A 24,715-nucleotide genomic window follows, 5' to 3' on the forward strand; every position below is an offset into this window, starting at 1 on the left:
CCCTGCGGGCTCCGGGCCCTCGAACGCCGGCACCGCGCGGCCTGGGAACTCGGGCCGGTGGGCGGCCACGCGGTGGACCTGATCGGGCGGACGTCACCATCCTGCGCCAAGGGGCGCGATCCGGGGGCGACGCCACGCCGCGACACGTACCGCCCGGGACAACCCTGACCCGGCCTTACCCGTTCCTTTCCGACAGGGCGGGCATCGGCCCCGGAGCGGGGCCGGAGCACGGCCCGCCCCGCCCCGGACCACGCGGGACGGGCCTACGGCGCTACCGGACCAGGACGCTCGCGCCGAACTCCTCCGTCGCGCTCGCGCCGGGGCGGACGGCCCGGAGCACGTTGCCCTCACAGTTCTGTCCGTCGTAGACCACCGCCACCCCGTCGGTCTGGTTGTCGACGATCAGCGGCCAGAACCTGCCCTCGTAGCAGCCGCTGGGGTCCACGAACCTGTTTCCGCTGACGGTGAGCACGCCCTGGGCGGCGTGGGCGGGCAGGACCGGCCCGGCCAGGACGGCGAGGCCCGTGAGGGCCGCCGCGGCGGCGGTACGGGTCAGGGCACGTGTGGTCATGACACTCCTGTCACTCATTGCGATCACGTCACCGCGTGACGTTTCCGAGAGTGCGGGGCGGCACTCACCTGGTGGCCAGGTTTTCCGCCCCGCGCCCTCAGGTCCCGGCCTCCAGCGCCTGGAGACCGGGCGTCGCCCGGACCCGGAAGCCCTCACCCCTCCGGGCCCGGACACCCGCCTCCTAGCTGTCGAAACCCAGACCCATCGCGTCCAGGGTCCGCAGCCAGAGGTTCCTCCTGCCGTCGTTCCGGTCGGCGGCGGCCGTCGCCCGCAGCGTCAGTCCGATCCCCAGCGACCGCACCGGCTCCGGCGGGAACGGCAGCGGTTTCTCCCGCACCATCCGCAGCCGCGTGCGCTCGGTGTCCAGACCGTCGAGCCGGTCGAGCATCACCTGCGCGCCGAAGCGCGTCGCGCCGACCCCCAGCCCCGTGTACCCGACCGCGTAGGCCAGCCGCCCCCGGTACGCGGTGCCGAAGAACCCGGAGAAACGGCTGCACGTGTCGATCACCCCGCCCCAGGTGTGCGTGAACCGCACGCCCTCCAGTTGCGGGAAGTTCTCGAAGAAGTGCTCGGCCAGCTTCAGGAAGGTCTCCGGCCGCTGGTCGTACTCCGGGCGCACCCCGCCCCCGTAGTGGTGCACGACGTCGTACCCGCCCCACAGGATCCGGTTGTCCGCGGTCAGCCGGTAGTAGTGGAAGAAGTTCGACGCGTCGCTCAGACCCTGGCGTTCCTTCCACCCGATCGACGCCATCTGCTCGTCGCTGAGCGGTTCGGTCATCAGCGCGTAGTCGTACACCGGCGCGAGGTAGTGCTTCAGGCGGCGCAGCGGACCCGGGAAGGCCCCGGTGCCCCAGGCGACCTTCGGCGCGTGCAGGGCTCCCCCGCTCGTCTCCAGGCGCAGCCCGGAGTGGGTCGACCTGATCGCGCGCACCGGCGTGTCCTCGAAGATCCGCACGCCCGACTCCAGGCACGCGGCCCGCAGGCCCCACGCCAGCTTGGCCGGGTGGACCATGGCGACCGCGTCGGGCTCGTACAGCGCACCGACGTAGGCGGGCGAGTCCACCTCCTGGCGCATCCGCTCGGCGTCCCACACCTGGGCCTCGTACCCCAGCGCGTGCAGGGCCGCGGCCGACTCCTCGAAGCCCTCCGCCTGCCACGGCGCCGTGGCCGCGAGGATCTCCCCGGTGCGCTCGAACTCGCACTCGATCCCGTACCGCCGGACCGCCTCCTCGATCCCGTCGAGGTTGGCGCGTCCCTGCCGCTCCAGCTCGGCGATCTCCTCGGGCCAGCGCTCGGCCCCGTTGTCGTACCCGTGCGTGAGGCTGGCCGCACAGAATCCGCCGTTGCGCCCGGAGGCGGCCCACCCGGCGGTTCTGGCCTCCACCAGCACCACGTCCCGCTTCGGGTCGCGCTCCTTGGCGATGAGCGCGGTCCACAGTCCGCTGAACCCGCCGCCGACCACGACGAGGTCGGCGTGCGCGTCACCGGTCAGGGGCGGCGCCGCCTCGGGCACGTCGTGGCCCTCGATCTCCGGATCCAGCCAGAAGACCTTCGGGCGAGCGCCCTTCAGCGCCCTCTCCGCTCGCGCGGTCGCTCCGTCGGCCATGGGTTATCACTCCGTCTGTCGATGACCGTGTCCGCCGACCGTCGGCGGGCACGGGTCCCCGGTCTGGGGAAGGAGGGGGAGGCGGTCCGGCATGGACGGATGGTGCCGGATCACCGCCCCGACCGCACGTGCGACACACCCGGGATCCGGGATCTCCGGGTGCGGCCACGGCGGGGTCCTCGGTTGGGGCGGGCGTGCCCGCTGGCGCGCCCGCCCCGCTCACCGCCTGCGTCGGCTGTTGATCACGTTGACCACCGCCAGGGCCACGCCGACCAGGAACAGCAGCGTGCCCATCACGTTGACCTGCGGCGGGATGCCCACGCGGGTGGCGCCCCAGATCCACAGCGGGAAGGTCGTCACGTCACCGCTGACGAACGAGGTGATGATGTAGTCGTCGATGGACAGCGCGAAGGCCAGCAGCCCGCCCGACATTACCGCGGGGAACAGCAGCGGCAGCGTCACCAGGCGGAACGTGGTGAGCGGCCCGGCGCCCAGGTCGCGCGCGGCCTCCTCCATGCGCGGGTCGAGCGTGATGACGCGCGCCCGCACCGTGATGGCCACGAAGGACACGCAGAACATCACGTGCGACACGACCGTCGTCCAGTAGCCCGTCGTCACGTTCATCATGAGGAACGTGGACAGCAGTGCGGCGCCGATGACGACCTCGGGCGCACTGATCGCGGAGAACATCACCAGGTTGGTGAGCTGCTTGCCCCGGAAGGTGAAGCGGCCCAGCGCCAGTCCGAGCAGGGTGCCCAGCGCGCCGGAGATCACCATCGTCAGGAGCGCGATGGACACCGAGTTGAACATCGCCTGGTTCAGGTCCGGGTAGGCCAGCGCGTCCTGGTACCAGCGGAAGGTGAACCCCTGCCAGGTGATGTTGTGCCGGCCGGCCGGGTCGTTGAAGCTGAACGCGGCCATGAACAGGATCGGCAGGAACAGCCACGCCAGGACCGCGATCGTGTAGACGTGCCCCCAGTCGATCCGCCGCCGCGCACGCGCGGGCCGCGAGCCGCCCGCGGACTTCGCGTCCCCGGGACCGCCCGGGGCGGCCCCTCCGGCCACCGTGGGTGTGCCGACTCCGGTGCTCACGTGTGCACCTCCATGACCCTCTCGGTTCCCAGGGCCCGCGCGTAGCTGAAGATGCCGGCCAGCAGCAGCCCCATGAGGACGAAGGTGATCGCCGAGGCGATCGGGTAGTTGTTGTTGACCAGGTACTGGGTCTGGATGACGTTGCCGATCATCGTGTTGTGCGTGCCGCCCAGGACCGACGAGTTGACGTAGTCGGAGCTGGTCGGGATGAAGGTCATCAGCACACCGGCGAACACACCGGGCAGCGACACCGGCAGGATCACCCTGAGGAACGCCTGGATCCGGCCCGCGTACAGGTCGTGGGCGGCCTCGACGATCCGTGGGTCCATCCGCTCCAGGACCGCGTAGATCGGCAGGACCATGAACGGCAGGAAGTTGTACGCCAGTCCCAGGATGACCGCGGGCGAGGAGTTGAGCACGGCCAGGTCGGCCGGGATCAGCCCGATCGACTTCAACGGGCCCAGCACGACGCCGTTGTCGGCGAGCAGGAAGCGCCACGAGATGGTCCGCAGCACGAACGACACGAAGAACGGCAGCAGGATCAGCAGCAGGTACGTGGACTTGTGCGTCCCGCCCCGGAAGGCGATCCAGTACGCCATCGGGTAGCCGATGACGATGCACAGAACGGTCGCGCAGGCCCCGTAGAACAGCGACCGGACGATCTGCTCCCAGTACGTGGAGACGGCGGCGGCGTAGTTGCCCACCTCGAAGGTCTGCTGGAAGCCCGTGATCACGTTGCCGGTGGTCAGCGACAGCGACAGCATCCCGCCGATGGGGACGACGAAGAACAGGGCCAGCCAGGCCCACGCCGGCAGGACCAGCACGTACGGCGTGTACTCGCGGTTGCTCATGGTGCTCAGCTCTGCGTGATCGCGTGGAAGAGGGAGGCGAACTCGTCCTGCTCGGCCGCGGGCAGCGTCACGTAGTTGTGCAGCCGCTGGTACTCCTCCTCGGACGGGAACACGAGCGGGCTCTCGGCCATCTCGGCCAGCGCCTCACCGCGTTCGGTACCGCTCTCGGCCGCGGCCCACTCGGCGATGACCTCCTGCACGTAGGGGATCGGCGTGATGTAGGCGATGTACTCCGTGAGCCCGGCGTTGATCTCCGGTTCGTACAGGAAGTTCATCAGCTCGATCGCGTCGACCGGCGCCCGCGAGGTGAAGGGGATCATCATGCAGTCCGTCCAGAGCGTGGCGCCCTCCTCGGGGACGACGAACCTGAGGTTCGTCCCCTCCTCGGCGTTCTGCTGGTAGATGTCGCCGGAGAAGGCCATGGTCATCCACAGGTCGCCGTTGGTCAGCGGCTGGATGAAGTCCTGCTGGTAGTAGGCGCGCACGATCCCGGCGTCGCGCTGCTCGCGCAGCGCCTCGGCCGCCGCCTCCCAGTCCTGCGGCGTGGAGTCGGCCGGGTTGACGCCGTTGCGGAGCAGTCCGAAGTTGGCGATCTCCTGGGCGTCGGACATCATGCCGACCTTGCCCGCGAACTCCGGGTCCCACAGGTCGGCGATGCTCGTGATCTCCCGGTCGACGTACTCCGGGTTGTAGGCGATGCCGGTGATGCCCGAGGCGTAGGGGACGGTGTAGCGGTTGCCCGGGTCGTAGGCGGTGTTCTTGTAGGCCTCGCCCGCGTACTCCGCGAAGTTGGGCAGCCGGGTGTGGTCCAGCTGGACGAGGTAGCCCAGTTCGATGAGCTTGGCCAGCTCGAAGCCGTTGGGCAGGACGATCAGGTCGTATCCGGTGTCGTCGCCGTTGGCCAGCTTGGGCTGGATCTGCCCGAAGAACGGCGCCGCCTCCTGCACGTCCTCCTTGTACTCCACCTCGATACCGGTGGACTCGGTGAACTGCAGGAGCTGTGTGCGGTCGGAGTCCATGTACAGCGGCCAGTTGGCGAACCGCAGGGAGCCGGTCCGTTCCTTGTCCTGCCAGTACTCGGCGTCCTCCGCGGGGTCGCGCTGCTGGCCCTGCACGCCGCAGGCGGAGAGCGCGAGCGCGGCGGCGGCGACGCCGCCCGCCTGGAGGGTGCCGCGGCGGCTGATGCCGGGCACGGCGAGGGAGCCGCGCTGTCGGCGCCGGGTGAGTCCGCGCAGGAGAGAGGGGGCGGGCATCGGGCGAGAGCGGTGGTTCATGTCGTCTGTTCCCTGCTTCTGGTCGGGGGATGCGGCCGTGGTGCCCGGACGGTCCGGGTCGGGGTCGCGTCAGTCGGACAGCGCGTAGGAGTGATCGGGCGTCCAGGACAGCCACACCCGCTCGCCGCGTTCGGCGACGAGGCCGGAGCCGGAGGTGTTCTGCTGGTACACGGTGATCTGCTGGTCGGAGCCGATGTCGACCTGGTAGTGCGTGGCCGAGCCGAGGTAGACGGTCTCGGCGACCGTGCCGGGAACCCGGCTGACCGCTTCCTCGGGCTCGTCCAGCGCGATGCGGACCTTCTCCGGCCGCACGGTCAGGTGGACCTCGGCGCCCGCCTCGGCGCCGTCGGGCAGCTCGGCGGCCAGGGCGGTCGCGCCGTCCCCGACCCCGACCCGCCACGCCCCGGAGTCCGTGCGGTCCCCGACCGTCCCGCTGAGCAGGTTGCTGGTGCCGATGAAGTCGGCGACGAACCGTGTGGCGGGGCGCTCGTAGATCTCGGCGGGTGTCCCGAGCTGCTCGACGCGGCCGTGGTTCATCACCGCGATGCGGTCCGACATCGTCAGCGCCTCGCCCTGGTCGTGGGTGACGTAGACGAAGGTGATGCCGACCTCGCGCTGGATGCGCTTGAGCTCGACCTGCATGGACTGGCGCAGCTTGAGGTCGAGCGCGCCCAGGGGCTCGTCGAGCAGGAGCGCCCCGGGCTGGTTGACCAGCGCCCGGGCCAGTGCGACCCGCTGCTGCTGGCCGCCGGAGAGCTGGGAGGGCCGGTGCTTGCCGCGGTGTCCCAGCTCCACGAGGTCGAGCATCTCCGCGACCCGCGAGCGGATCTCCGCCTTGGCGACGCCGCGCCGCCGGAGCCCGAACGCCACGTTGTCGGCGACGCTCATGTGCGGGAAGAGCGCGTAGCTCTGGAAGACCATGTTGACGTCGCGGCGGTTGGCAGAGACCCCGGTGACGTCGTGACCGTCGAGCCGGACGGCGCCCGCGGTCGGCTCCTCGAACCCGGCGATCATCCGCATGGTGGTGGTCTTGCCGCAGCCCGACGGCCCGAGCAGCGAGAAGAACTCCCCCTTGGCGATGGCCAGGTCGACCCCGGCCACGGCCGTGACCGTCTCCGAGCCCGAGCGGAAGGACTTGGTCACGCCCTCCAGGCCGATGGCCGGGGCCTGTGCCGGGGCCGAGGTCCCGGCGGGCGCCTCGGGCGGAGGTGTCGTGGTGCTTGTGGCCATGGCGGGGAGGCTCCTGTCAGCTCTCGTTCCTGGTGTCGGGGGATGCCGGTCGGGCCGGTCGGCCGCCGGGCCGGGGTCCCGGGCGTCCGCCGGGCCGGACTCCGGGTCAGTCACCGATGTAGCTCATGACGTGCTTGATCCGCGTGTACTCGTCGAAGGAGTACATCGACAGGTCCTTGCCGTAGCCGGAGTGCTTGAAGCCGCCGTGCGGCATCTCCGCGGTGATCGGGATGTGGGTGTTGATCCACACGCAGCCGAAGTCGAGCCGGCGAGAGACCCGCAGCGCCCGGGCGTGGTCCCTGGTCCAGACGCTGGAGGCCAGGCCGTACTCGACCGAGTTGGCCCACTGGACGGCGGTGTCCTCGTCCGTGAACCGCTGGACGGTGATGACCGGCCCGAAGATCTCGTCGGTCACCAACTCGTCGCCCTGCCGCAGGCCGGACACGACCGTGGGCGCGTAGAAGTAGCCCTCGTCGCCGACCCGCTGACCGCCGGCGAGGATCTCGGCGTGGTCCGGGGTGCGCTCGACGAACCCGCTGACCCGGGCGAGCTGGCCCGCGTTGTTGACCGGGCCGAACAGCGCGTCGGGGTTGCTCGGCGGGGCGGTCACCGTGCCGCGCGCCTGCTCGGCGAGGGCGGCGGCGAAGTCGTCGTGGATGCCCGGCGCGGCGAGGACGCGCGTGGCGGCGGTGCAGTCCTGGCCCGCGTTGAAGAACCCCGCCTCGGCGATTCCGGCGGCGGCGCGCTCGACGTCGGCGTCGTCGAAGACGAGGACCGGCGCCTTGCCACCCAGCTCCAGGTGGAGTCGCTTGAGGTCCCGGGAACCGGCCTGCGCGACCTCGAACCCGGCACGGGTGGAGCCGGTCAGCGAGATGAGCTGGGGGATCTTGTGGTCGACCAGCGCGCGTCCGGTGTCGCGGTCGCCGCAGACCACGTTGAACACGCCCGCGGGAAGGAACTCGGACGCGATCTCGGCGAGCAGCAGGGTGGAGACCGGTGTGGTGTCCGAGGGCTTGAGGACGATGGTGTTGCCCGCCGCCAGCGCGGGGCCGATCTTCCAGGCGGCCATCGCCATCGGGTAGTTCCAGGGCGAGATCTGCCCGACGACGCCGATCGGCTCACGGCGGATCCACGAGGTGTGGTCGGCCATGTACTCGCCCGCGGCCCGGCCCTCCAGGTTGCGCGCCGCACCGGCGAAGAACCGGAGCGCGTCCAGGACCTGGGCGATCTCCTCGCTCCTGGTCAGCGCCACGGGCTTGCCGCAGTTGCGCACCTCGGCCTCGACCAGCTCGTCGGCGCGCGCCTCGACGGCGTCGGCGAATCGGTTGAGGGCGATCTGGCGCTCGGCCGGCGTGGTGTCGCGCCAGCCGTCGTCGAACGCGCGCTGGGCGACCCTGAAGGCGTGGTCGACGTCGGCGGCGGACGAGACGGGAGCCGTGGCGAAGACCTTGCCGGTCGACGGGTCGACGATGTCGCCGCGGATTCCGTCGACCGTGTCGACGTACTCCCCGTTGACGAAGTTCCTGAGATGGTCGAGGTCGTGCCTCTCGGTCACGTCTGCTCCCTTGGTCGAGCACGTTCGCGCGCGGTGTTCGTGTCTCAGATCACGTTGCCATCTGATGAGCGCAAGTTCAAGGGATTCCGTTGTAAAGGTTCGGTTTCGCGACGGATACTTGACAAAATCAGTCAACATGCCACTATTTCTATAGCGGGTCCATGCAGGGGCCCACGGGTCGACCGACCTTCCACACGGTCCCCGCACCTACCCAGCGATCATGGGAGCACCAAGTGGCAGCGAGCCTGAGCCCGCAGGACCTCCAGCGGGCCGCCAAGGACCATCTGTGGATGCACTTCACGGAGATGGCCGCCTACGACGATGCCGACGTCCCCGTCATCACCCGCGGTGAGGGCGTGTACGTCTACGACTCGAACGGCAGGAAGTACCTGGACGGCCTCGCCGGGCTGTTCGTCTCCCAGGCCGGACACGGCCGCACGGAGATCGCCGACGCCATCGCCGAGCAGGCGAAGGAGCTCGCGTACTTCCCCATCTGGACCTACGCCCACCCGAAGGCCGTCGAGCTGGCCGACCGGATCGCCGACCTCGCTCCCGGCGACCTGAACCGCGTCTTCTTCACCACCAGCGGTTCCGAGGCCGTCGAGTCGGCCTGGAAGCTCGCCCGCCAGTACTTCAAGGCCGTCGGTGAGCCGCTCCGGCACAAGGTGATCAGCCGGAGGATCGCGTACCACGGCAGCAGCCTCGGGGCGCTGTCCATCACCGGGCTCCAGGGCATCAAGACCCCCTTCGAGCCGCTGGTGCCGAGCACGATCCAGGTGCCCAACACCGACTTCTACCGCGCGCCCGTCCACGGCGACGACCCCGAGGCCTTCGGCCGCTGGGCCGCCGACCAGATCGAGGAAGCGATCCTGCAGAACGACCCGGACACCGTCGCCGCGGTCTTCGTCGAGCCGGTGCAGAACTCGGGCGGCTGCTTCCCGCCGCCGCCCGGATACCTCCAGCGCGTGCGCGAGATCTGCGACCGCTACGGCGTGCTCATGGTCTCCGACGAGGTCATCTGCGCGTTCGGCCGCCTCGGTGAGTACTTCGGCGCCACCAGGTACGGCTACCTGCCGGACATGATCACCTTCGCCAAGGGCGCCACCAGCGGTTACGTGCCGCTGGGCGGGGTGATCGCCCGCGAGCGGCTGATGGAGCCGTTCAAGGAGAAGGGCAACGTCTTCCTGCACGGCATCACGTTCGCCGGTCACCCGGTCGCCGCGGCCGCCGCGCTCGCCAACCTGGACCTGTTCGAGAAGGAGGGCATCCTCGACAACGTCCGCGAGAACGCCCCGGTGTTCCGCGCGACGCTCGAGAAGCTGCTCGACCTGCCGATCGTCGGCGACGTGCGCGGCGACGGGTTCTTCTACGGCATCGAGCTGGTGAAGGACAAGGAGACCAAGGAGGTCTTCACCGCCGAGGAGTCGACCCGGCTGCTCAAGGGCTTCCTGTCCCAGGCGCTGTTCGAGGCCGGACTGGTCTGCCGCGCCGACGACCGCGGCGAGCCCGTCGTGCAGCTCTCGCCGCCGCTGACCTGCGGCCCGGAGCACTTCGACGAGATGGAGCGCATCCTGCGCAAGGTCCTCACGGAGGCGTGGGAGCGGCTCTGACGCCGTCGCCCTCCCGATCCGCGTGCCCCCGCCCCCGACTTCCGGGCGGGGGCACGCCCCTTTCTCCGGCCTACCCCAGGGCCCTGCGGCGGACGGCGCCGAGCCCGAACCACACCGCCGGGACCAGCGTCACGTGCATGAGCCCGAGGACGACCTGGGTGGCCGTGTCGGTCTCGGCGAAGAACGGCATGAGGGTGGAGGCTCCGGCGAGCACGCTGCCGACGATCTGGCCGACGCGCAGGAAGCCCTTCCACAGGAACGACAGCAGCACCGCCGCGAGGAGGCCGGCGGCGAGCGGTCCGGCGCTCATGACGGCCACGCCTCCCGCCGGGACGGAGACGGTCGCGCCCGAGGGGTCGGGGTGCTGCATCGAGGCTCCGATGAGGTGGCCCAGCCCGAGGAGCGCCAGGTTGGCGGCGGTGGCCGCCGCGACGGCGACGGCGCCCGCCGCCCACCAGGACGCACCGGGACGCCGTGCGGCCGGGGCGGCGGGAGTGCGGGCGGGGGTCTGGTCGGTGACCGTCATGGGGATCTCCATGTCACGTGTGCGGTGCTTGTGGGGACGATCCTCCAACCTCAATATTTGTTGATGTCAAGCGCTGTGTCGGGGATCACCGGCGCGTGGGCGCCCCCGTGCTCGCGAAGGTCGAGGACGGCGGCCGGCCGCCGCGTCCCCCCTTGGCGCTATCCTCTCGGGACCATCCACTCCTGGCGCGCGAACGGGGTCATCATGGCGGAACGGGATTCGGCAGCGTCGGCGGAGCCTCACGAGCCACCGAACATCCGCGAGCGCGTGCGGGAACTGAGGAAGCTCCACGGCAGCACGGAGATGTTCGTACAGGCCCTCGCGAGGGAACTGGACTCGCAGGTCCAGTTCGCCACGGACCTGTACACACGAGGCCTGGAGGCCGCCACCGAAGGAGGCCGGGACGTCGAGGCCCAGCTTCTGTTCACGAGGGCGCAGCGGTCGGCTGAGGAAGTCCTCATCGCGATTGAGAGGCCCGGCATGGAGCGCTTTCCCGCCCTCAGGGTGGAGGCGGGACTGATCGCGGGGCGCAGCGAGCTCCAACGGGGGCAGTACCGCCATGCGTCCACCAACCTGTTGGACGCCCGCGCGAACATGCTGGAGGCCCTGCCTGCCGACGATGACCTGTTCTTGAAGGTGGGCGCCGTCGAAGCGGACCTGAGGCGAGCCAAGTCCGCGCTGGTGGCACAGTCCGCGAACGCGTCTCTCGAGGATTCGATCCAACTGCTGAGCGTGGCGGTCCGCATCGAGGCGACACTGCCCGGTGCGGACCCCCGTCTGTTGCAGGACCTACGCCTCCAGCTTCTCGATCGCCGCCTCGAATTCCTCGCGACCAGCCCCGAGGAGCCGTTCACCCGATACCAGCGCATCGACGCCCTGCGCACCGCACTCGATCTCCTCACCGAGCGGCCACTGGACGCCGCCGATCCCGAACTGCGAGCCACCGCGTACACCTACGCCCGGCTGCTGCGGCAGGAGATCGCCGAGGGCGCCCAGTTCAGCGAATCCGTCGCTGCCCGCGTCACGACCAACATGCGGGCCGTCGTCACCTATCTCGAGCGGGGCGACCGGGATGGCGTCCCGGGCCTGGACACCCGGGATGCCCTTCTGGCGCTGCGCGACATCGCTCGTGTCCACGCCGGCACCCTCGCCCCCGGCGGCCCTGGCTGGGACGAGCGGTCGATGGCACAGAAGCGGGCAGCCGTACGCCAACGCGTGGAGCTGCTGGAGGAGGCCCTCGCCTCCGGCGCCAAGGCGCCTCCCGAGGACAGGGAGCGGAGGGTCGCCGACTCCTTCGACCTGTTCTCGGCTTTGGCGGAGGCGGGCCCGGAGAGGTGGACCGCCGCCCGACAGGAGCACGCCTCGCTTCCCACCCGGCTCGCCGAGATCTTCGGCGCCAGCGACGAGCGGGTCGGCAGAGCCGCCGAGTCCCTGGCCGCCATGGAGTTCTCCCACGGCCGGGACGAACTGGAGGCGGGCCGTACCGAGAGCGCCCTGGGATCGTTCAAGCGCGCGATCAGCCACCAACGACAGGCGCTGGGGAACCTGCTCGCCCGCGGAGCCGCCACGGTCGAGGGTGAGGGAACTCTGAAGGCGATGCTGCGGGCGCGGGGCCAGGCGGCGACGCGAGCGGCCGGAGTCCGGCCGGCGCCCACCATCGCCGACGCGCTCCGCGCCAAGCGGCAGGCCGCCGGGAGGGGGGAGGGCGGCGACGTCTCCTCCGCCGTCGCCGCGGGAAGGGGGCCGTCACCCCGGACCAGCCCCGCCGCTCGCCTCGCCCGGACCACCATCCGACGCGCCCTGCGCGGAACGTGAGGGGCCGCACCGCGAAGCCACGTCATGTTCGTCCGATTCCTCCCGGTATCGGGGCTGGTATTCGTCGCGAAGAGAGCGCACAATCAGTGAACGCCTCGTGATCCAGCGTAGGGGCCTGTCTCAGCGAGTCCTCTTCCCCGCTACCCGCAGGAGGTACCCGTGATCGACTACCCGCGGACCTACTTCGGTTGGTCCGCGACGTCTCCCGCCGACTACGCCGACCCCGAGTCCGGTCTCGTCGTCCACTACAACGGGCCCGCGACCCACCTCGACGACCACGCGGAGTGCGTCTCCTACTGGAAGAGCACCCGTGACCACCACGTCAACGGACGCGACTGGGCCGACATCGGGTACAGCTTCGGCGTCTCGGTCGGAGGCGACGTCTTCGAGGGCCGGGGGCTGTACCGCTACCAGGCCGCCCAGGGCACCAGATCGGGCAATGCCGGCTACTACAGCGTCACCCTTATGATCGGCGAGGGCGAGCGGCCCACCGACGCGCAGGTCGACGGTGTCCGCCGTCTGCGCGCGTGGTTGACCTCCGAGCACGGAGTCTCCGGCAGGGTCCTCGGCCACCGCGACTTCGTATCCACCTCGTGTCCGGGGAGCGTGCTCTACGCCCTGGTCGAGGACGGCAGCTTCACCCAACCCCCGGGAACCGCCCCAGGATCAGGAGACGAGATGCTCGGACTCAAGGTCGGTGACTCTGGAAGCCGCGTCACGCTGCTCCAGCAGATGCTCAAGTACGCGGGCGCCAGCCTGCCGAAGTACGGGGTCGACGGCTCCTACGGCCAGGAGACCTCCGACGCCCTGCTCTGGGTGCGCAGGCAGATGGGTTCGTCCGCCACCGACGGCGACACCGTCACCTCCTACGCGCTCGCCCAGCTGCACGCCCAGCTCGCCCGCCACCAGTCCGCCGGGGGCTGACTCCCGCCGCGGCCCCGCCCGGAGAGATCCGTCTCCCGGCGGGGCCGGTGCCGCGTCAGTCGCCCCACACGACGTCCTCGCCTAGTCCAGCACGAGGTAGCTGCGTGTGGAGAAGTCGGTGCGGCCGTCGGGCGCGACCGGCTCGTAGGGTCCATCGCACCGGGGGAGCAGATAGACGTACACCAGCTCCGCGGTGTGGTTCTGGAACTCGACGGCCGGATCCCCCTCGGAGATCGTGTAGCAGCCCTCGGCCGGGTTGTCGTGGCGGAACCACGCGTCGCCGAAGGTCCACCAGAGGGTCCCCGGGGCCGCGGAGGCCGGTGCCACCGACCCGATCGTGAGGGTGGCCGCCGCCGCCGCGATGGCGAGCACACGCTTCATCGTTCACTCCGTTCATGACGACACCGCACTGCGGAGAGATCCGATGAGGGACATCGGGAGCAGTGCGAAACTTTCGAATTACTCTCCGAGTCGATGGGGAGTGAACCCCGAGTGCCGTGGATACGTGGATTCGTCCCGCGAACTCCGTCCGCACACCCCGCGAAACCACATGAATCGCCGTGGATTCGTGCGATCCGATATCGATGGATCCGGGTGGCCGGAGCTGAACCCCCGCGCGATCTGCGGCCCCGCCGGTGAGGACCGCCCCACCGGCCGGAACGGGCCGCGTCAGGCCTCCCCGAGCGCCGCGAGCGCCATCACCGCGCCCAGCTCCCAGCACGCCTCCCTGGCGCAGGCGTCCGGCCGACCGGTGACGGACACCGGCGGGCGCTGGCGCCGCCACCCCATCCCCTTGGCGATCGACTCCACCGCGCGCACCGCCCCGGAGGTGTCGTTGTCCCCGTGCACGAACAGCGCGTACGGCAGCCCCTCGGTGTCGGTCTGGGCGGGGTAGTACACCGTGTCGAACCAGTGTTTGAGGGCTCCGCTCATGTAGCCGATGTTGGCGGGCGTCCCGAGCAGTACGGCGTCCACGTCCAGCAGGTCGCCGACGGTCGCGCCCAGGGCTGGCTTCGTCCGCACCTCCACGCCTTCGATATCGTCGGTGTGGGCACCGTCGAGCACCGCGGCCAGCATCTCCTGGGTGGCGGGCGAGACGGTGTGGTGAACGATGAGCAGTCGTGCCATGACCCCACAGTAGGCACGTCGCGCGGGAGAACCGATCCGCTCCCGCGGGCGTCTGACCCGACACAGAACGAGCAGCCGCTGATCGCGGGCGCCCCCGGCCGACGCCTCGACCCGAACCGCGGGTAGGGACCCTCTCCCCCGGGCTCGGGTTCGCCCCGCACCACGGCAGAAAGCCAAGGACCGCCATGAGCCAGCCTCCTCCGAACGGCCCCTACCAAGGCCCTCCGCCCGGTATGCCCCCGCAGGGGCACCACACGGGCGGTCAACCTCCGATGGGTCCTCCCACCGGCGGTCAGCCGCCCATGGGCCCGCCCACCGGCGGCCAGCCGCCCATGGGCCCGCCCCCGGGCGGTCCGGGGATGCCCGGCGCCCCCGGCGACCCGTACAACCCGGGTGACCCGTACGGCCACGGCGGCGACCCGTACAACCAGGGCGGCGCCCCCTACGGCCAGCCCGGGGACCCGTACGCCCAGCAGCACGGCGACCCCTACGCCGCCCCGCCGGTCGACCCCTACGGCAACCCGTACGGCCAGCAGCCCCCGCAGCAGAAGAAGAAGTCCCCGTGGCTCTTCCTCGGGCTGGGCTGCGCCGCGCTGTTCGTCATCGGCGTGGTGCTCGTGGTCCTGCTCGTGGTCGTCTTCAACGGGGACGACCCGTCCGTCGAGCCGCGCGATCCGGGCGGCACCTCCCAGAACGAGGAGCCCGGCGGCGAGGAGCCGCAGGAGCCCGCGGATCCGGACGAGCCCGCCGCCCCCGAGATCGACACCTCCGACATGTGGACGGTCGGCAGCGAGTTCGAGCACGCGGGTCTGACCTACGTCATCACCGGTGTGGACGTCGTCGACGAGCTGGAGGGCTACACCCCGACCGGCGAGTACCTCGTGGTCGAGATCGACGTCGCCGACGCGGAGGGTTCCGCCAGCTGGTTCTGGATGGACGAGCAGCACGTCTACGAGGCCGACGGGACCCAGTACGAGGAGGACTACGACCTCACGCGCCAGCTCAACGACGACAGCGCCTACGTCACGCTGGGCGACGAGGGTGAGTTCTCCAGCGTGACCGTCGCCTTCGACGTCCCGGACGCGAGCGCGATCACCCACATGGGCGTCAGCTCGGAGACCTACGGCGGCAACGAGACCAACGTGTCCCTCGTCGACTGACGCGCCGGGTCGCCCGACCCGTCTCCCACGGCGACGCGACCGCCGCGAGGGCCGCCGGACCACCACCGGCGGCCCTCGCGCGTGTCCTGTACGGACCTCTGAAATTCATCGGAGAATCCGCACCAAACCTGGCATTTCCTCCGAATAATCACGCCCGCTGAACGGACATTAGCTACCAACCGTCCCATTAGCGAATATGCGCAACAGGACCGAATCACGGCCGCAAGAATGTCGGACGTTGACCGGCCATTCCCCTCTTCCTTAGGGTGCGACGGCACGCGCACCACCTGCTCCCACCACCCGTGCGAACAGGCCATACGCGGACACTTCAGGCGTTCTTGGCCGCCCGGACCGGGCGGCGCTCAGTGAGGAGCGAGGGAACCATGCCGCACACCGTCCGTGCCGCACTCGTCCAGACCGAGTGGACCGGCGACACCGAATCCATGCTGTCCGCCCACGAGAAGTACGCGCGCGACGCCGCCGCGCGGGGGGCACAGGTCATCGGGTTCCAGGAGGTCTTCAACGCCCCCTACTTCTGCCAGGTCCAGGAGGCGGAGCACCACCGCTGGGCCGAACCCGTGCCCGACGGCCCCACGATCACCCGTTTCCAGGCCCTGGCCAAGGAACTGGGCATGGTGATGGTCCTCCCCGTCTTCGAGGTCGAGGGGCCCGGCTTCTACTACAACACCGCCGCCGTCATCGACGCCGACGGCAGCTACCTCGGCAAGTACCGCAAGCACCACATCCCCCAGGTCAAGGGCTTCTGGGAGAAGTACTACTTCCGTCCCGGCAACCTCGGCTGGCCGGTCTTCGACACCGCCGTCGGGCGGATCGGCGTCTACATCTGCTACGACCGCCACTTCCCCGAGGGCTGGCGCGCGCTGGGACTCGGCGGCGCCCAGATCGTGTACAACCCGTCCGCGACCAGCCGCGGCCTGTCCGCCTACCTGTGGAAGCTGGAGCAGCCCGCGTCGGCCGTGGCCAACGCCTACTTCGTCGCCGCGATCAACCGCGTGGGCGTCGAGGAGTACGGCGACAACGACTTCTACGGGACGAGCTACTTCGTCGACCCGCGCGGCCAGTTCGTCGGCGACGTCGCCTCCGACGCCGAGGCGGAGCTGGTCGTGCGCGACCTCGACCTCGACATGATCGACGAGGTCCGCCAGCAGTGGGCGTTCTTCCGGGACCGGCGCCCGGACGCCTACGGCCCGCTGGCCGAGGGTTAGGGGGCGGCGAGCATGGGACGCACCGTGATCCGAGGCGGCCTGGTCGTCACCGCGGCGGAGGAGGTCGAGGCCGACGTCCTGGTCGAGGGCGAGCGGGTCGCCGCCCTGGCCCTGCGCGGGACCGAGACCGCCGAGAGCTGGGCGCGCGGCGACGCCGCCGTCATCGACGCGGCCGGCCACTACGTCATCCCGGGCGGCGTGGACGCGCACACCCACATGGAGATGCCGTTCGGCGGCACCCGGTCGGCCGACACCTTCGAGACCGGCACCCGGGCCGCGGCCTGGGGCGGCACCACCACCATCGTCGACTTCGCGATCCAGAGCCCCGGGCAGTCCGTCCGCGCGGGGGTGGACACGTGGATGGCCAAGGCCGACGGGACCTGCGCGGTCGACTACGCCTTCCACGCCATCCTGTCCGACGTCAACGAGTCCTCGCTCAAGGAGATGGACGTCCTCGTCGACGAGGGCGTCACGTCGTTCAAGCTGTTCATGGCCTACCCGGGCGTCTTCTACAGCGACGACGGCCAGATCCTGCGCGCGATGCAGCGCGGCGCGGCCAACGGCGCGCTGACGATGATGCACGCGGAGAACGGCATCGCCATCGACGTGCTGGTCGAGCAGGCCCTGGCCGAGGGCAGGACCGACCCGCGTCACCACGGCGAGGTCCGCAAGGCGCTGCTGGAGTCGGAGGCCACCCACCGGGCGATCCAGCTCGCGCGTGTGGCGGGGGCCCCGCTGTACGTGGTGCACGTGTCGGCGGGCGAGGCGGTCGAGGAGCTGGCCCGCGCCCGGGACAAGGGGCTCAACGTCTTCGGCGAGACCTGTCCGCAGTACCTGTTCCTGTCCACGGACAACCTGGCGGAGCCGGGGTTCGAGGGCGCCAAGTACGTGTGCTCCACGCCGTTGCGGCCCAGGGAGCACCAGGAGCTCCTGTGGCGGGCGCTGCGCACGAACGACCTGTCCGTGGTCTCCACGGACCACTGCCCGTTCTGCTTCACCGGGCAGAAGGACCTCGGCGTGGGCGACTTCTCCAAGATCCCCAACGGCTTGCCGGGCGTGGAGAACCGGATGGACCTGCTGCACCAGGCCGTGGTGGACGGGCACATCAGCAGGCGGCGGTGGATCGAGATCGCCTGCGCCACGCCGGCCCGCATGTTCGGCCTCCACCCGCGGAAGGGAACGGTGGCGCCGGGGGCGGACGCGGACATCGTGGTCTACGACCCCCGCGCCGAACAGGTGGTGTCCGCGCGGACCCACCACATGAACGTCGACTACTCGGCCTACGAGGGCCGACGCGTCACCGGCAGGGCCAGGACGGTGCTCTCGCGCGGACGCGTCGTGGTCGACGACGGATCCTACCTGGGCGAGGCCGGGCACGGCCGGTACGTGCCCCGGTCCACCTGCCAGTACCTGGTCTGAGGGGAGAAGACAGCATGGACATCGGACTCGTCCTCCAGACCGACCCGCCCGCCGACCTGCTGGTGGAGCGGATGGCGCGTGCCGACGGGCTCGGGTTCACCCACGGGTGGACCTTCGACTCCGTGGTGCTGTGGCAGGAGCCGTTCGTCATCTACAGCCGGATCCTGGACCGCACGGAGAACCTCGTCGTCGGACCGATGGTGACCAACCCGAGCACGCGCACGTGGGAGGTGACCGCCTCGCTCTTCGCCACGCTCAACGACACGTTCGGGAACCGGACGGTGTGCGGGATCGGGCGCGGCGACTCGGCGATGCGCGTGGCGGGGCGCAGGCCCGCGACGCTGGCCCGGCTGGAGAAGGCCATGCGGGCGATCAAGGATCTGGCCGAGGGCCGGGAGGCGGACGTCGACGGGGCGTCGATGCGCATCCCGTGGGTGAGGGACGGCTGCCTGCCGGTGTGGATGGGCGCCTACGGGCCCAGGGCGCTGGACCTGGTGGGCCGGCGCGCCGACGGCTTCATCCTGCAACTGGCCGACCCGTACCTGACCGAGTGGATGGTCAAGGCGGTGCGGTCGGCGGCGGCGGACGCCGGCCGGGACCCGAACGACGTGACCGTGTGCGTGGCGGCGCCCGCCTACGTCACGGACGGCTCCGCCGAGGGGTTGGCGCACGCGCGCGAGCAGTGCCGGTGGTTCGGCGGGATGGTGGGCAACCACGTCGCCGACCTGGTGGAGCGGTACGGCGAGCACTCGGGGGCCGTTCCGGAGGAGCTGACCGACTACATCCGCTCCCGGAAGGGCTACGACTACAGCCACCACGGCCGGGCGGGCAATCCGGACACCGAGTTCGTGCCCGACGCCATCGTCGACCGGTTCTGCCTGGTCGGCCCGGTGGAGGAGCACGTCGCGAAGCTGGAACGGCTGCGTGAGGCGGGCGTCGACCAGTTCGCGGTGTACGCGATGCACGACGACGTGGACGGGGTCATCGACGTCTACGGCCGTGACGTGATCCCGGCGGTGTCCTGAAACACCGAGTCAACACGCGTCTCGCAGACTGTCGGACGTGCGGGACGAACGATCCCCGGGGCCGCACGCCCCCTCCGCCCGCCGTGCCCCCGGGGCGCGGCGGGCCCGGGGCTCCGGGCCAGCCGTCCTGACATGTGAGAATGATCGGCGGCCGGGGACGCACCCCGGCCCGCTCCCCCACCGGCGCGGGTCCAGCCCGTGCCCCCGCCCACCTCGATCCCCCGCCAGCACCGCCGAAACCAGGTGACCCGTGACCCACGCTCCTCCCTCACCCGACCCCGCCGCCCCGCCCTTCGTCACCCACCCCGACGGCCGGATCTCCATGCCCGAGGGCCGGGACCTGCCCGAGGGCCCGTTCGTCAACGCCGACCTGCACCCCGTGCCCATGTCCCGGCGCACCTGGGGCACCGGCAGCTTCACGGCCCTGTGGATCAGCATGTCGGTCAACCTGCCCGCCTGGACCCTGGCCAGCGGCCTGATCGCCGTGGGGATGGACTGGCGGCAGGCGGTCCTGACGATCGCCCTGGGCAACCTGATCGTCCTGGTCCCCATGGTCCTCACCGGACACGCGGGCGCGAAGTACGGAGTCCCGTTCCCCGTGTTCGCGCGCGCCTCCTTCGGGCTGCGCGGCGCGAACCTGCCCGCGCTGATCCGCGGCGCCGTGGCGTGCGGCTGGTACGGCATCCAGACGTGGATCGGCGGCCAGGGCGTCCACATCCTCGCGGGTCGCGTGTTCGGCGACGGGTGGAGCGGCGCTGCCGAGGTCGGCGGGCAGCCGTGGACGATGTGGCTGTCCTTCGGGCTGTTCTGGGTGGCCCAGCTCGGGATCATCCTGTGGGGCATGGAGGGCGTGCGCAGGGTGCAGGTGTGGGCGGCCCCGCTCATGCTGGTCGGCGGCGTCGCGCTCCTGGGATGGATGGTCGTGCAGGCGGGCGGCTTCGGCCCGCTGCTGGCGGTCAACTCCGAACTCGGCTGGGGACCGGAGTTCTGGGCGCTGTTCTTCCCGTCCCTCATGGCCATGATCGGCTTCTGGGCGACGCTGAGCCTCAACATCAGCGACTTCACGCGGTTCGCCTCCTCCCAGCGCGCGCAGGTTCTGGGGCAGACGTTCGGCCTGCCCACCACGATGGCGGCGTTCGCGCTGCTGGCCGTCATGGTCACCGCGGGCACGCAGGCGGTGTACGGCGCCCCGCTGTGGGACCCGGTGGACATCGTGGCGGAGATGTCGAACGGCCTCGCGCTGTTGTTCGCGATCTTCGTGGTGCTGCTGGCGACCGTCTCGACCAACATCGCCGCGAACCTCGTCGGCCCGGCCTACGACCTGTCCAACCTGAAGCCGAAGCTGATCAGCTTCCGGACCGGTGCGGTCATCACGTGCGTGGTCAGCGTCCTGATCTTCCCCTGGCGGCTGATCTCGGACCCGAACGTGTACATCTTCACCTGGCTCGGCACGGTCGGCGGCGTGCTGGGCACCGTGGGCGGCATCCTCGTCGCCGACTACTGGCTGCTGCGCCGGACCCGCATGGACCTCACCGCCCTCTACACGCGCGACTCGGCGTACTGGTACACGGGCGGGTGGAACTGGCGGGCGTTGGCGGCCTTCACCGCGGGCGCCGTGCTCGCGGTGGGCGGATCGCACTCGGCGCCGGGGGAGGGCCCCTTCCCCGAGATCGGCCTGATCCCGGCCCTGGCGCCGCTGGCCGACTACGGCTGGGTCGTCGGCTTCGTGTCGGCGCTGGTCCTCCACTGGGGTCTGGGGGTGGCGGCGCCCGACCGGCGCTCCCGCGCGGGAACCCCCTGAGACGGGTGGGGCGCGCCGGTCGGCTGGCCCGGGTCAGGCGGCCGGGCGCTGCTCCTCCGGTTCGAGTCGGGCCAGCACCGTGTCGATGTCGCGGGTGACCCGCGTGAACTCGCGTGTGGACAGCCACAGCTTGTAGATGATCACCAGCTCGAAGGCCAGCATCATGCAGCCGGACGCGGCGATGGTCACGAGCATGCCGGTCGTGGAGAACAGGCCGACCAGCGGGGCGACGATGAACACGCCCATCTGGAACTCGATCCCGCTGAACAGGTGGGGGCGGATCCGGTTCTCCCGCAGGACGTCCCGCACGCGCCGGTACCACGGGAAGCGCTTGTGGAACCCCTCCTGGAGCGCGGTGCTCTGGATCTGCCGGGCCTTGCGGCCCGGGGTGAGCACGGCCGGTTCGGCCGAGTCCCCCTCCTCGGACCCGGTCGGCCGGGCGGGGGCGAAGGCGCGCCCCGCGTCACCCGGGGGGACGCCGCCCTCGTCGTCGGCGTCGTCGGCGGGAGCGCCGCAGCGGAACCGGGCCGCCAGCTCGCGGACCTCCTGGCCGCCCCGCTCGTCGCCCCCGTTCTCCACCTCCCGGATCGCCTGGACCATGTGGCGGCGCATGGTGGCGCGCACCTTGGCCATCTGCGGGGAGTTCAGGTACCGGAACATGTCGGTGAAGACGATGCCCAGGAGGAACCAGAGGAAGATCGGTTCCCCGGTCGCTGCGAACTGACCGCCCATGAGCGCGATGGCGCAGATCAGGACGCGGACGCGGTCGAAGACGTAGTCGAGCCAGCTGCCGAAGACCGAGCCGTTGCCCTTGAGCCGGGCGATCTTGCCGTCCATGCAGTCCAGGACGAAGCTGAGGTGGAACAGCAGCGCGCCGGCCAGCAGCCAGTACCCGTCGGCGAGGTAGAAGCACACCGCCGCCGCCAGGCCCAGGACCAGCGCCGCGAGGGTCAGCTGGTTGGGGGTGATGCCGGTCCGGTTCGCGGTCACTCTGACCAGGCGCGAGGCGAGCGGATCGACCAACCACACGGTCCACCACGAGTCACGTGACTTGTAGGTCTGTTCTTGCACGTCGCGAAGTGTGAACGATGGCATGGGAGAGGCTCCTGGCGCGGTGGACGATCGATCAGGGCCGTCGTGCGACAGCGGGAACGCACGAACACCGTGGGCGCGGGTTCACGACGCCAGAACCGGAGGCGCCCGGGAGGGCCGGGACCACGTCACTCCGGTCACGCAGAGTGGACGCCCGCTCGAACGCTCGGGTTCACAGGCGCGCACGATTCATGACCCGAATCGATATCTACGATGAGACCCAGGTCTACCCGAGGTGACCTAAACAGAACGTGAACGTGACCGAACCCGACGGCTCCGGTCACGGCGTCCGCCCACGGCGGATCGGTTCCGCGCCCCACCCGCGAGGAACGTCCGAATGTGTCCCATCTCTCCACGCCTGATGCCAACCTCGGAAGCCCTTGTGACGCGAAACACCCGATTCTCCCCCCCGTGGCTACGCGTGCACACAGATTTCATCTCGACTCGACAACATGACCCGCGCTTCCCCGGGTTCGGTGCCGGGGGACGCTGATACTGGACCGGCAGGGCAGCTCCGGCCAACCGTCGCCCAGGCCCCGACGCCGCGCCAGGCCCCCCACCTCGGGGCCTCCGCCGCGCCCCTGCCTCCGCCTTCGCCCGACCTGAGGCTGACTCGTGTCCGAACCCGCCCCGAACCGCGCCACCGACGCGGTTCGCGTCCCTCCCACCACCGCGTCCGCCGCCCGCCGCAGGCGCTCCGACATCGAGGGGCTGCGCGCCGTCGCCGCCCTGCTGATCGCCGTCTACCACATCTGGTTCGGCACGGTCTCCGGCGGCGTCGACGTCTTCCTCGTCCTCACCGGCTTCCTCATCACGGGGTCCTTGGTGCGCGCGCTGGAGCGCGACGGCCGGATCGCGTTCGGCGCGTTCTGGGCCAAGCTCGTCACACGCCTCTTCCCGGCGGGCGCGGTCGTCCTGGGCACGGTCCTGGTCGGCGCCTACCTGCTCCTGCCCCGCTCCCGGTGGACCGGGATCATCGACGACGTCCAGGCCGCCGCGCTCTACCACGGGAACTGGCGCCTCGCGCTCGGCTCGGTGGACTACATGGCGGAGAACGCCGCCGCCAGCCCGGTCCAGCACTTCTGGTCGCTGGGGGTGCAGGGGCAGTTCTACCTGCTGTGGCCGCTGCTGCTCGCCGTGGCCGGGCTGGGCGCGGCGGCGCTGGGCGCGCGGGTGCGCACGGGTGCGGTCGCCGCGCTGTCCGCCGTGTGCGCCGCGTCGTTCGGGTACTCGCTGTGGATCACGGCGCACGAGCCCGTCTGGGCCTACTTCGACACGGGGGCCCGCCTGTGGGAGCTGGCCCTGGGCGGTCTGCTCGCGCTGGTCCTGCCGCGCCTGCGCCTGCCCGGCCGGGTCCGAGGCGCCGCCGGGTGGACCGGCCTGACGGCCCTGGTCCTGTGCGGTGTCGTCGTCGGCGACCGGCTGCCCTACCCGGGGTTCGCGTCGCTGTGGCCGACACTCGCCGCGGTCTTGGTCATCGTCGCCGGCGCCGGGACGACCGCCGGACGCCTGTCCGCCACCCGGCTGCTCGGCTGGGGGCCGCTCCCCTGGCTGGGCCGGCACGCCTATCCGCTGTTCCTCTGGCACTGGCCGATCCTCGTCTTCCACCTGGAGGTCACCGGCGCCGAGCGGCCCACGCTCGGCGGCGGGTTCCTCGTGCTGGGCCTGTCCTTCGCCGCCGCGCTCGCCACGAGCCGGGTGGTCGACGGCGGTCTCGCGCGGCTGACCGGGACGCGGACGGCGCCGTCGTGGTCACTGGCCGCCGGGGTCCTGTTCGTCGTGCCCGTCCTGCTCGGCGGACTGGTGTGGGGCCACGCGATCCAGCGCGACCAACAGACGCGGTTGGAGCTGGCCGCCGACCCCACCGCCTACCCGGGCGCGGGCGTGCACCTGAGCCCGGCACTGGCCGAGGGCCTGCCCGACCTGCCCGTGTACCCCGACACGACCACGGTCGCCCAGGACACGATCGACCAGACCCGGGCGTGCAACGCGCTGATCGACGACACCGAACTCGTCCGGTGCGAGGCCGGTGACCCCGGGGCCGGGTTCACGGTCGCGCTCATCGGAAGCTCGCACGCCCGGCACTGGTACCAGGCGCTCGACACACTGGCCGACCGCCACGGGTGGCGCCTGGTCGTGATGACGAAGAACGCCTGCCAGTTCAGCGCGGCCGACCACACCTACCGCGGCGAGGCGTTCGGGGAGTGCGACGCGTGGAACGACCAGGTGATGGCCGAGCTGCGCGGGCTGCGGCCCGACGCGGTGTTCACCACGGGCACGCGCACGCGGGTCGGGTCCGACCGGCCGGAGCACGTGCCGGACGGGTACGTCGAGCGGTGGCGTGAGCTCGACGCGCTGGGGATCGCCGTGGTGGCCGTGCGCGACACGCCGCGGTTCGGGTTCGACGTGCCCGAGTGCGTGGACCGGCACGGGGACGACGCCGCGGCGTGCGCGGAACGGCAGTCCTACTCGATGGCCCGCACCTCCCCGGCGAACGCCCTGGAGGACGTCCCGGGCAACACGGCCTTCGTGGACATGACCGAGTACCTGTGTTCGGACGGCGTCTGCCCGGGGGTCATCGGGAACCAGTTGGCGTACTACGACTCGAACCACATGTCCTTCGCGTTCTCGCGCTCGATGGCGACCGTGCTGGAGCCGGACCTGCTCGACGCGCTGCCCGGGGCGCCCGAGGCGGACGCGAGCCTGGTGGAGTCGGCGGCGGTGCTGTACGGGGAGTCGACGGGCCCGTAGCCCCTCGGTCCCGCCCGGGGACCTCCCCCGCCGCCCGGAGTGAACCGATCCGCGTCGTG

General features: G+C 70.9%; 20 protein-coding genes. 9 read left to right on the plus strand and 11 right to left on the minus strand.

The genetic code is table 11. The features are described 5' to 3' along the window. Positions 1-271: 271 nt before the first annotated feature. From ACIBFB_RS17645 to ACIBFB_RS17675, 7 genes are all read right to left on the minus strand, one after another. Positions 272-571: a hypothetical protein gene (locus ACIBFB_RS17645; protein ID WP_397231308.1), complete on the minus strand. Its 300-nt coding sequence runs from the start codon at positions 569-571 to the stop codon at positions 272-274. Positions 572-752: 181 nt separating this feature from the next. Further along, positions 753-2,177: an NAD(P)/FAD-dependent oxidoreductase gene (locus ACIBFB_RS17650; RefSeq protein WP_397231310.1), complete on the minus strand. Its 1,425-nt coding sequence runs from the start codon at positions 2,175-2,177 to the stop codon at positions 753-755. Positions 2,178-2,396: 219 nt separating this feature from the next. Further along, complete coding sequence (locus tag ACIBFB_RS17655) at positions 2,397-3,269, minus strand: ABC transporter permease (RefSeq protein WP_397231312.1); 873 nt, start codon at positions 3,267-3,269, stop codon at positions 2,397-2,399. Then, complete coding sequence (locus tag ACIBFB_RS17660) at positions 3,266-4,120, minus strand: ABC transporter permease (RefSeq protein ID WP_397231314.1); 855 nt, start codon at positions 4,118-4,120, stop codon at positions 3,266-3,268. Before ACIBFB_RS17660 ends, ACIBFB_RS17655 begins: the two co-directional genes overlap by 4 nt. Before the next feature lie 5 nt (positions 4,121-4,125). Next, entirely contained in the window at positions 4,126-5,394 is a 1,269-nt protein-coding gene (locus ACIBFB_RS17665; RefSeq protein WP_397231316.1) for a PotD/PotF family extracellular solute-binding protein, read from the minus strand. A gap of 69 nt (positions 5,395-5,463) precedes the next feature. Further along, positions 5,464-6,624: an ABC transporter ATP-binding protein gene (locus ACIBFB_RS17670; RefSeq protein ID WP_397231318.1), complete on the minus strand. Its 1,161-nt coding sequence runs from the start codon at positions 6,622-6,624 to the stop codon at positions 5,464-5,466. A gap of 106 nt (positions 6,625-6,730) precedes the next feature. Further along, positions 6,731-8,179: a gamma-aminobutyraldehyde dehydrogenase gene (locus tag ACIBFB_RS17675; protein ID WP_397231320.1), complete on the minus strand. Its 1,449-nt coding sequence runs from the start codon at positions 8,177-8,179 to the stop codon at positions 6,731-6,733. Between the two features lie 233 nt (positions 8,180-8,412). Here ACIBFB_RS17675 and ACIBFB_RS17680 point away from each other — a divergent pair, with 233 nt between their 5' ends. Next, positions 8,413-9,789 (plus strand): aspartate aminotransferase family protein, encoded by a 1,377-nt coding sequence (locus ACIBFB_RS17680; protein ID WP_397231322.1) that lies wholly within the window; start codon positions 8,413-8,415, stop codon positions 9,787-9,789. A gap of 70 nt (positions 9,790-9,859) precedes the next feature. On the opposite strand, the gene ACIBFB_RS17685 is transcribed toward ACIBFB_RS17680, so the two are convergent. Next, the gene (locus ACIBFB_RS17685; protein WP_397231324.1) at positions 9,860-10,315 is read right to left on the minus strand and encodes a DUF6069 family protein; all 456 of its coding nucleotides are present in this window, start codon (positions 10,313-10,315) and stop codon (positions 9,860-9,862) included. Between the two features lie 267 nt (positions 10,316-10,582). On the opposite strand from ACIBFB_RS17685, the gene ACIBFB_RS17690 reads away from it, so the two are divergent. Beyond that, positions 10,583-12,130, plus strand: a complete 1,548-nt coding sequence (locus ACIBFB_RS17690) for a hypothetical protein (protein WP_397231326.1) — start codon at positions 10,583-10,585, stop codon at positions 12,128-12,130. Between the two features lie 159 nt (positions 12,131-12,289). Beyond that, positions 12,290-13,054, plus strand: a complete 765-nt coding sequence (locus tag ACIBFB_RS17695) for a peptidoglycan recognition family protein (RefSeq protein ID WP_397231328.1) — start codon at positions 12,290-12,292, stop codon at positions 13,052-13,054. 81 nt (positions 13,055-13,135) lie between these two features. On the opposite strand, the gene ACIBFB_RS17700 is transcribed toward ACIBFB_RS17695, so the two are convergent. After that, positions 13,136-13,435 (minus strand): hypothetical protein, encoded by a 300-nt coding sequence (locus ACIBFB_RS17700; RefSeq protein ID WP_397231330.1) that lies wholly within the window; start codon positions 13,433-13,435, stop codon positions 13,136-13,138. A 288-nt stretch (positions 13,436-13,723) separates the two neighbouring features. Then, a complete protein-coding gene (locus ACIBFB_RS17705) occupies positions 13,724-14,182 on the minus strand; it encodes a flavodoxin family protein (RefSeq protein WP_397231332.1) in 459 nt (152 codons plus the stop codon). 272 nt (positions 14,183-14,454) lie between these two features. Between ACIBFB_RS17705 and ACIBFB_RS17710 the strand changes: the two genes are divergently transcribed. From ACIBFB_RS17710 to ACIBFB_RS17730, 5 genes are all read left to right on the plus strand, one after another. After that, complete coding sequence (locus ACIBFB_RS17710) at positions 14,455-15,342, plus strand: hypothetical protein (RefSeq protein ID WP_397231334.1); 888 nt, start codon at positions 14,455-14,457, stop codon at positions 15,340-15,342. A 383-nt stretch (positions 15,343-15,725) separates the two neighbouring features. Continuing rightward, entirely contained in the window at positions 15,726-16,568 is an 843-nt protein-coding gene (locus ACIBFB_RS17715) for a nitrilase-related carbon-nitrogen hydrolase (RefSeq protein WP_397231336.1), read from the plus strand. Positions 16,569-16,580: 12 nt separating this feature from the next. Then, positions 16,581-17,987: a dihydropyrimidinase gene (gene hydA, locus ACIBFB_RS17720; RefSeq protein WP_397231338.1), complete on the plus strand. Its 1,407-nt coding sequence runs from the start codon at positions 16,581-16,583 to the stop codon at positions 17,985-17,987. A 14-nt stretch (positions 17,988-18,001) separates the two neighbouring features. Then, positions 18,002-19,012 (plus strand): TIGR03842 family LLM class F420-dependent oxidoreductase, encoded by a 1,011-nt coding sequence (locus ACIBFB_RS17725; RefSeq protein WP_397231340.1) that lies wholly within the window; start codon positions 18,002-18,004, stop codon positions 19,010-19,012. A 250-nt stretch (positions 19,013-19,262) separates the two neighbouring features. Beyond that, a complete protein-coding gene (locus ACIBFB_RS17730) occupies positions 19,263-20,813 on the plus strand; it encodes an NCS1 family nucleobase:cation symporter-1 (protein ID WP_397231342.1) in 1,551 nt (516 codons plus the stop codon). Positions 20,814-20,846: 33 nt separating this feature from the next. On the opposite strand, the gene ACIBFB_RS17735 is transcribed toward ACIBFB_RS17730, so the two are convergent. Next, positions 20,847-21,908, minus strand: coding sequence for a CDP-alcohol phosphatidyltransferase family protein (locus tag ACIBFB_RS17735; protein WP_397231344.1), 1,062 nt, complete (start codon positions 21,906-21,908; stop codon positions 20,847-20,849). A gap of 612 nt (positions 21,909-22,520) precedes the next feature. Between ACIBFB_RS17735 and ACIBFB_RS17740 the strand changes: the two genes are divergently transcribed. Then, positions 22,521-24,656, plus strand: a complete 2,136-nt coding sequence (locus ACIBFB_RS17740; RefSeq protein ID WP_397231346.1) for an acyltransferase family protein — start codon at positions 22,521-22,523, stop codon at positions 24,654-24,656. Positions 24,657-24,715 lie beyond the last annotated feature (59 nt).

The sequence above is a fragment of the Nocardiopsis sp. NPDC050513 genome (assembly GCF_044457925.1).
Taxonomy (GTDB): Bacteria; Actinomycetota; Actinomycetes; order Streptosporangiales; family Streptosporangiaceae; genus Nocardiopsis.

Excerpts from the sequence above, each read along its gene's own strand:
- ACIBFB_RS17685 (WP_397231324.1), bottom strand. The coding sequence starts at position 10,315 with ATGACGGTCACCGACCAGACCCCCGCCCGCACTCCCGCCGCCCCGGCC.
- ACIBFB_RS17710 (WP_397231334.1), top strand. The coding sequence starts at position 14,455 with ATGGGTCCTCCCACCGGCGGTCAGCCGCCCATGGGCCCGCCCACCGGC.
- ACIBFB_RS17670 (WP_397231318.1), bottom strand. The coding sequence starts at position 6,624 with ATGGCCACAAGCACCACGACACCTCCGCCCGAGGCGCCCGCCGGGACC.
- ACIBFB_RS17700 (WP_397231330.1), bottom strand. The coding sequence starts at position 13,435 with ATGAAGCGTGTGCTCGCCATCGCGGCGGCGGCGGCCACCCTCACGATC.
- ACIBFB_RS17660 (WP_397231314.1), bottom strand. The coding sequence starts at position 4,120 with ATGAGCAACCGCGAGTACACGCCGTACGTGCTGGTCCTGCCGGCGTGG.
- ACIBFB_RS17665 (WP_397231316.1), bottom strand. The coding sequence starts at position 5,394 with ATGAACCACCGCTCTCGCCCGATGCCCGCCCCCTCTCTCCTGCGCGGA.
- ACIBFB_RS17645 (WP_397231308.1), bottom strand. The coding sequence starts at position 571 with ATGACCACACGTGCCCTGACCCGTACCGCCGCCGCGGCGGCCCTCACG.
- hydA (WP_397231338.1), top strand. The coding sequence starts at position 16,581 with ATGGGACGCACCGTGATCCGAGGCGGCCTGGTCGTCACCGCGGCGGAG.
- ACIBFB_RS17735 (WP_397231344.1), bottom strand. The coding sequence starts at position 21,908 with ATGCCATCGTTCACACTTCGCGACGTGCAAGAACAGACCTACAAGTCA.
- ACIBFB_RS17715 (WP_397231336.1), top strand. The coding sequence starts at position 15,726 with ATGCCGCACACCGTCCGTGCCGCACTCGTCCAGACCGAGTGGACCGGC.
- ACIBFB_RS17705 (WP_397231332.1), bottom strand. The coding sequence starts at position 14,182 with ATGGCACGACTGCTCATCGTTCACCACACCGTCTCGCCCGCCACCCAG.
- ACIBFB_RS17650 (WP_397231310.1), bottom strand. The coding sequence starts at position 2,177 with ATGGCCGACGGAGCGACCGCGCGAGCGGAGAGGGCGCTGAAGGGCGCT.
- ACIBFB_RS17725 (WP_397231340.1), top strand. The coding sequence starts at position 18,002 with ATGGACATCGGACTCGTCCTCCAGACCGACCCGCCCGCCGACCTGCTG.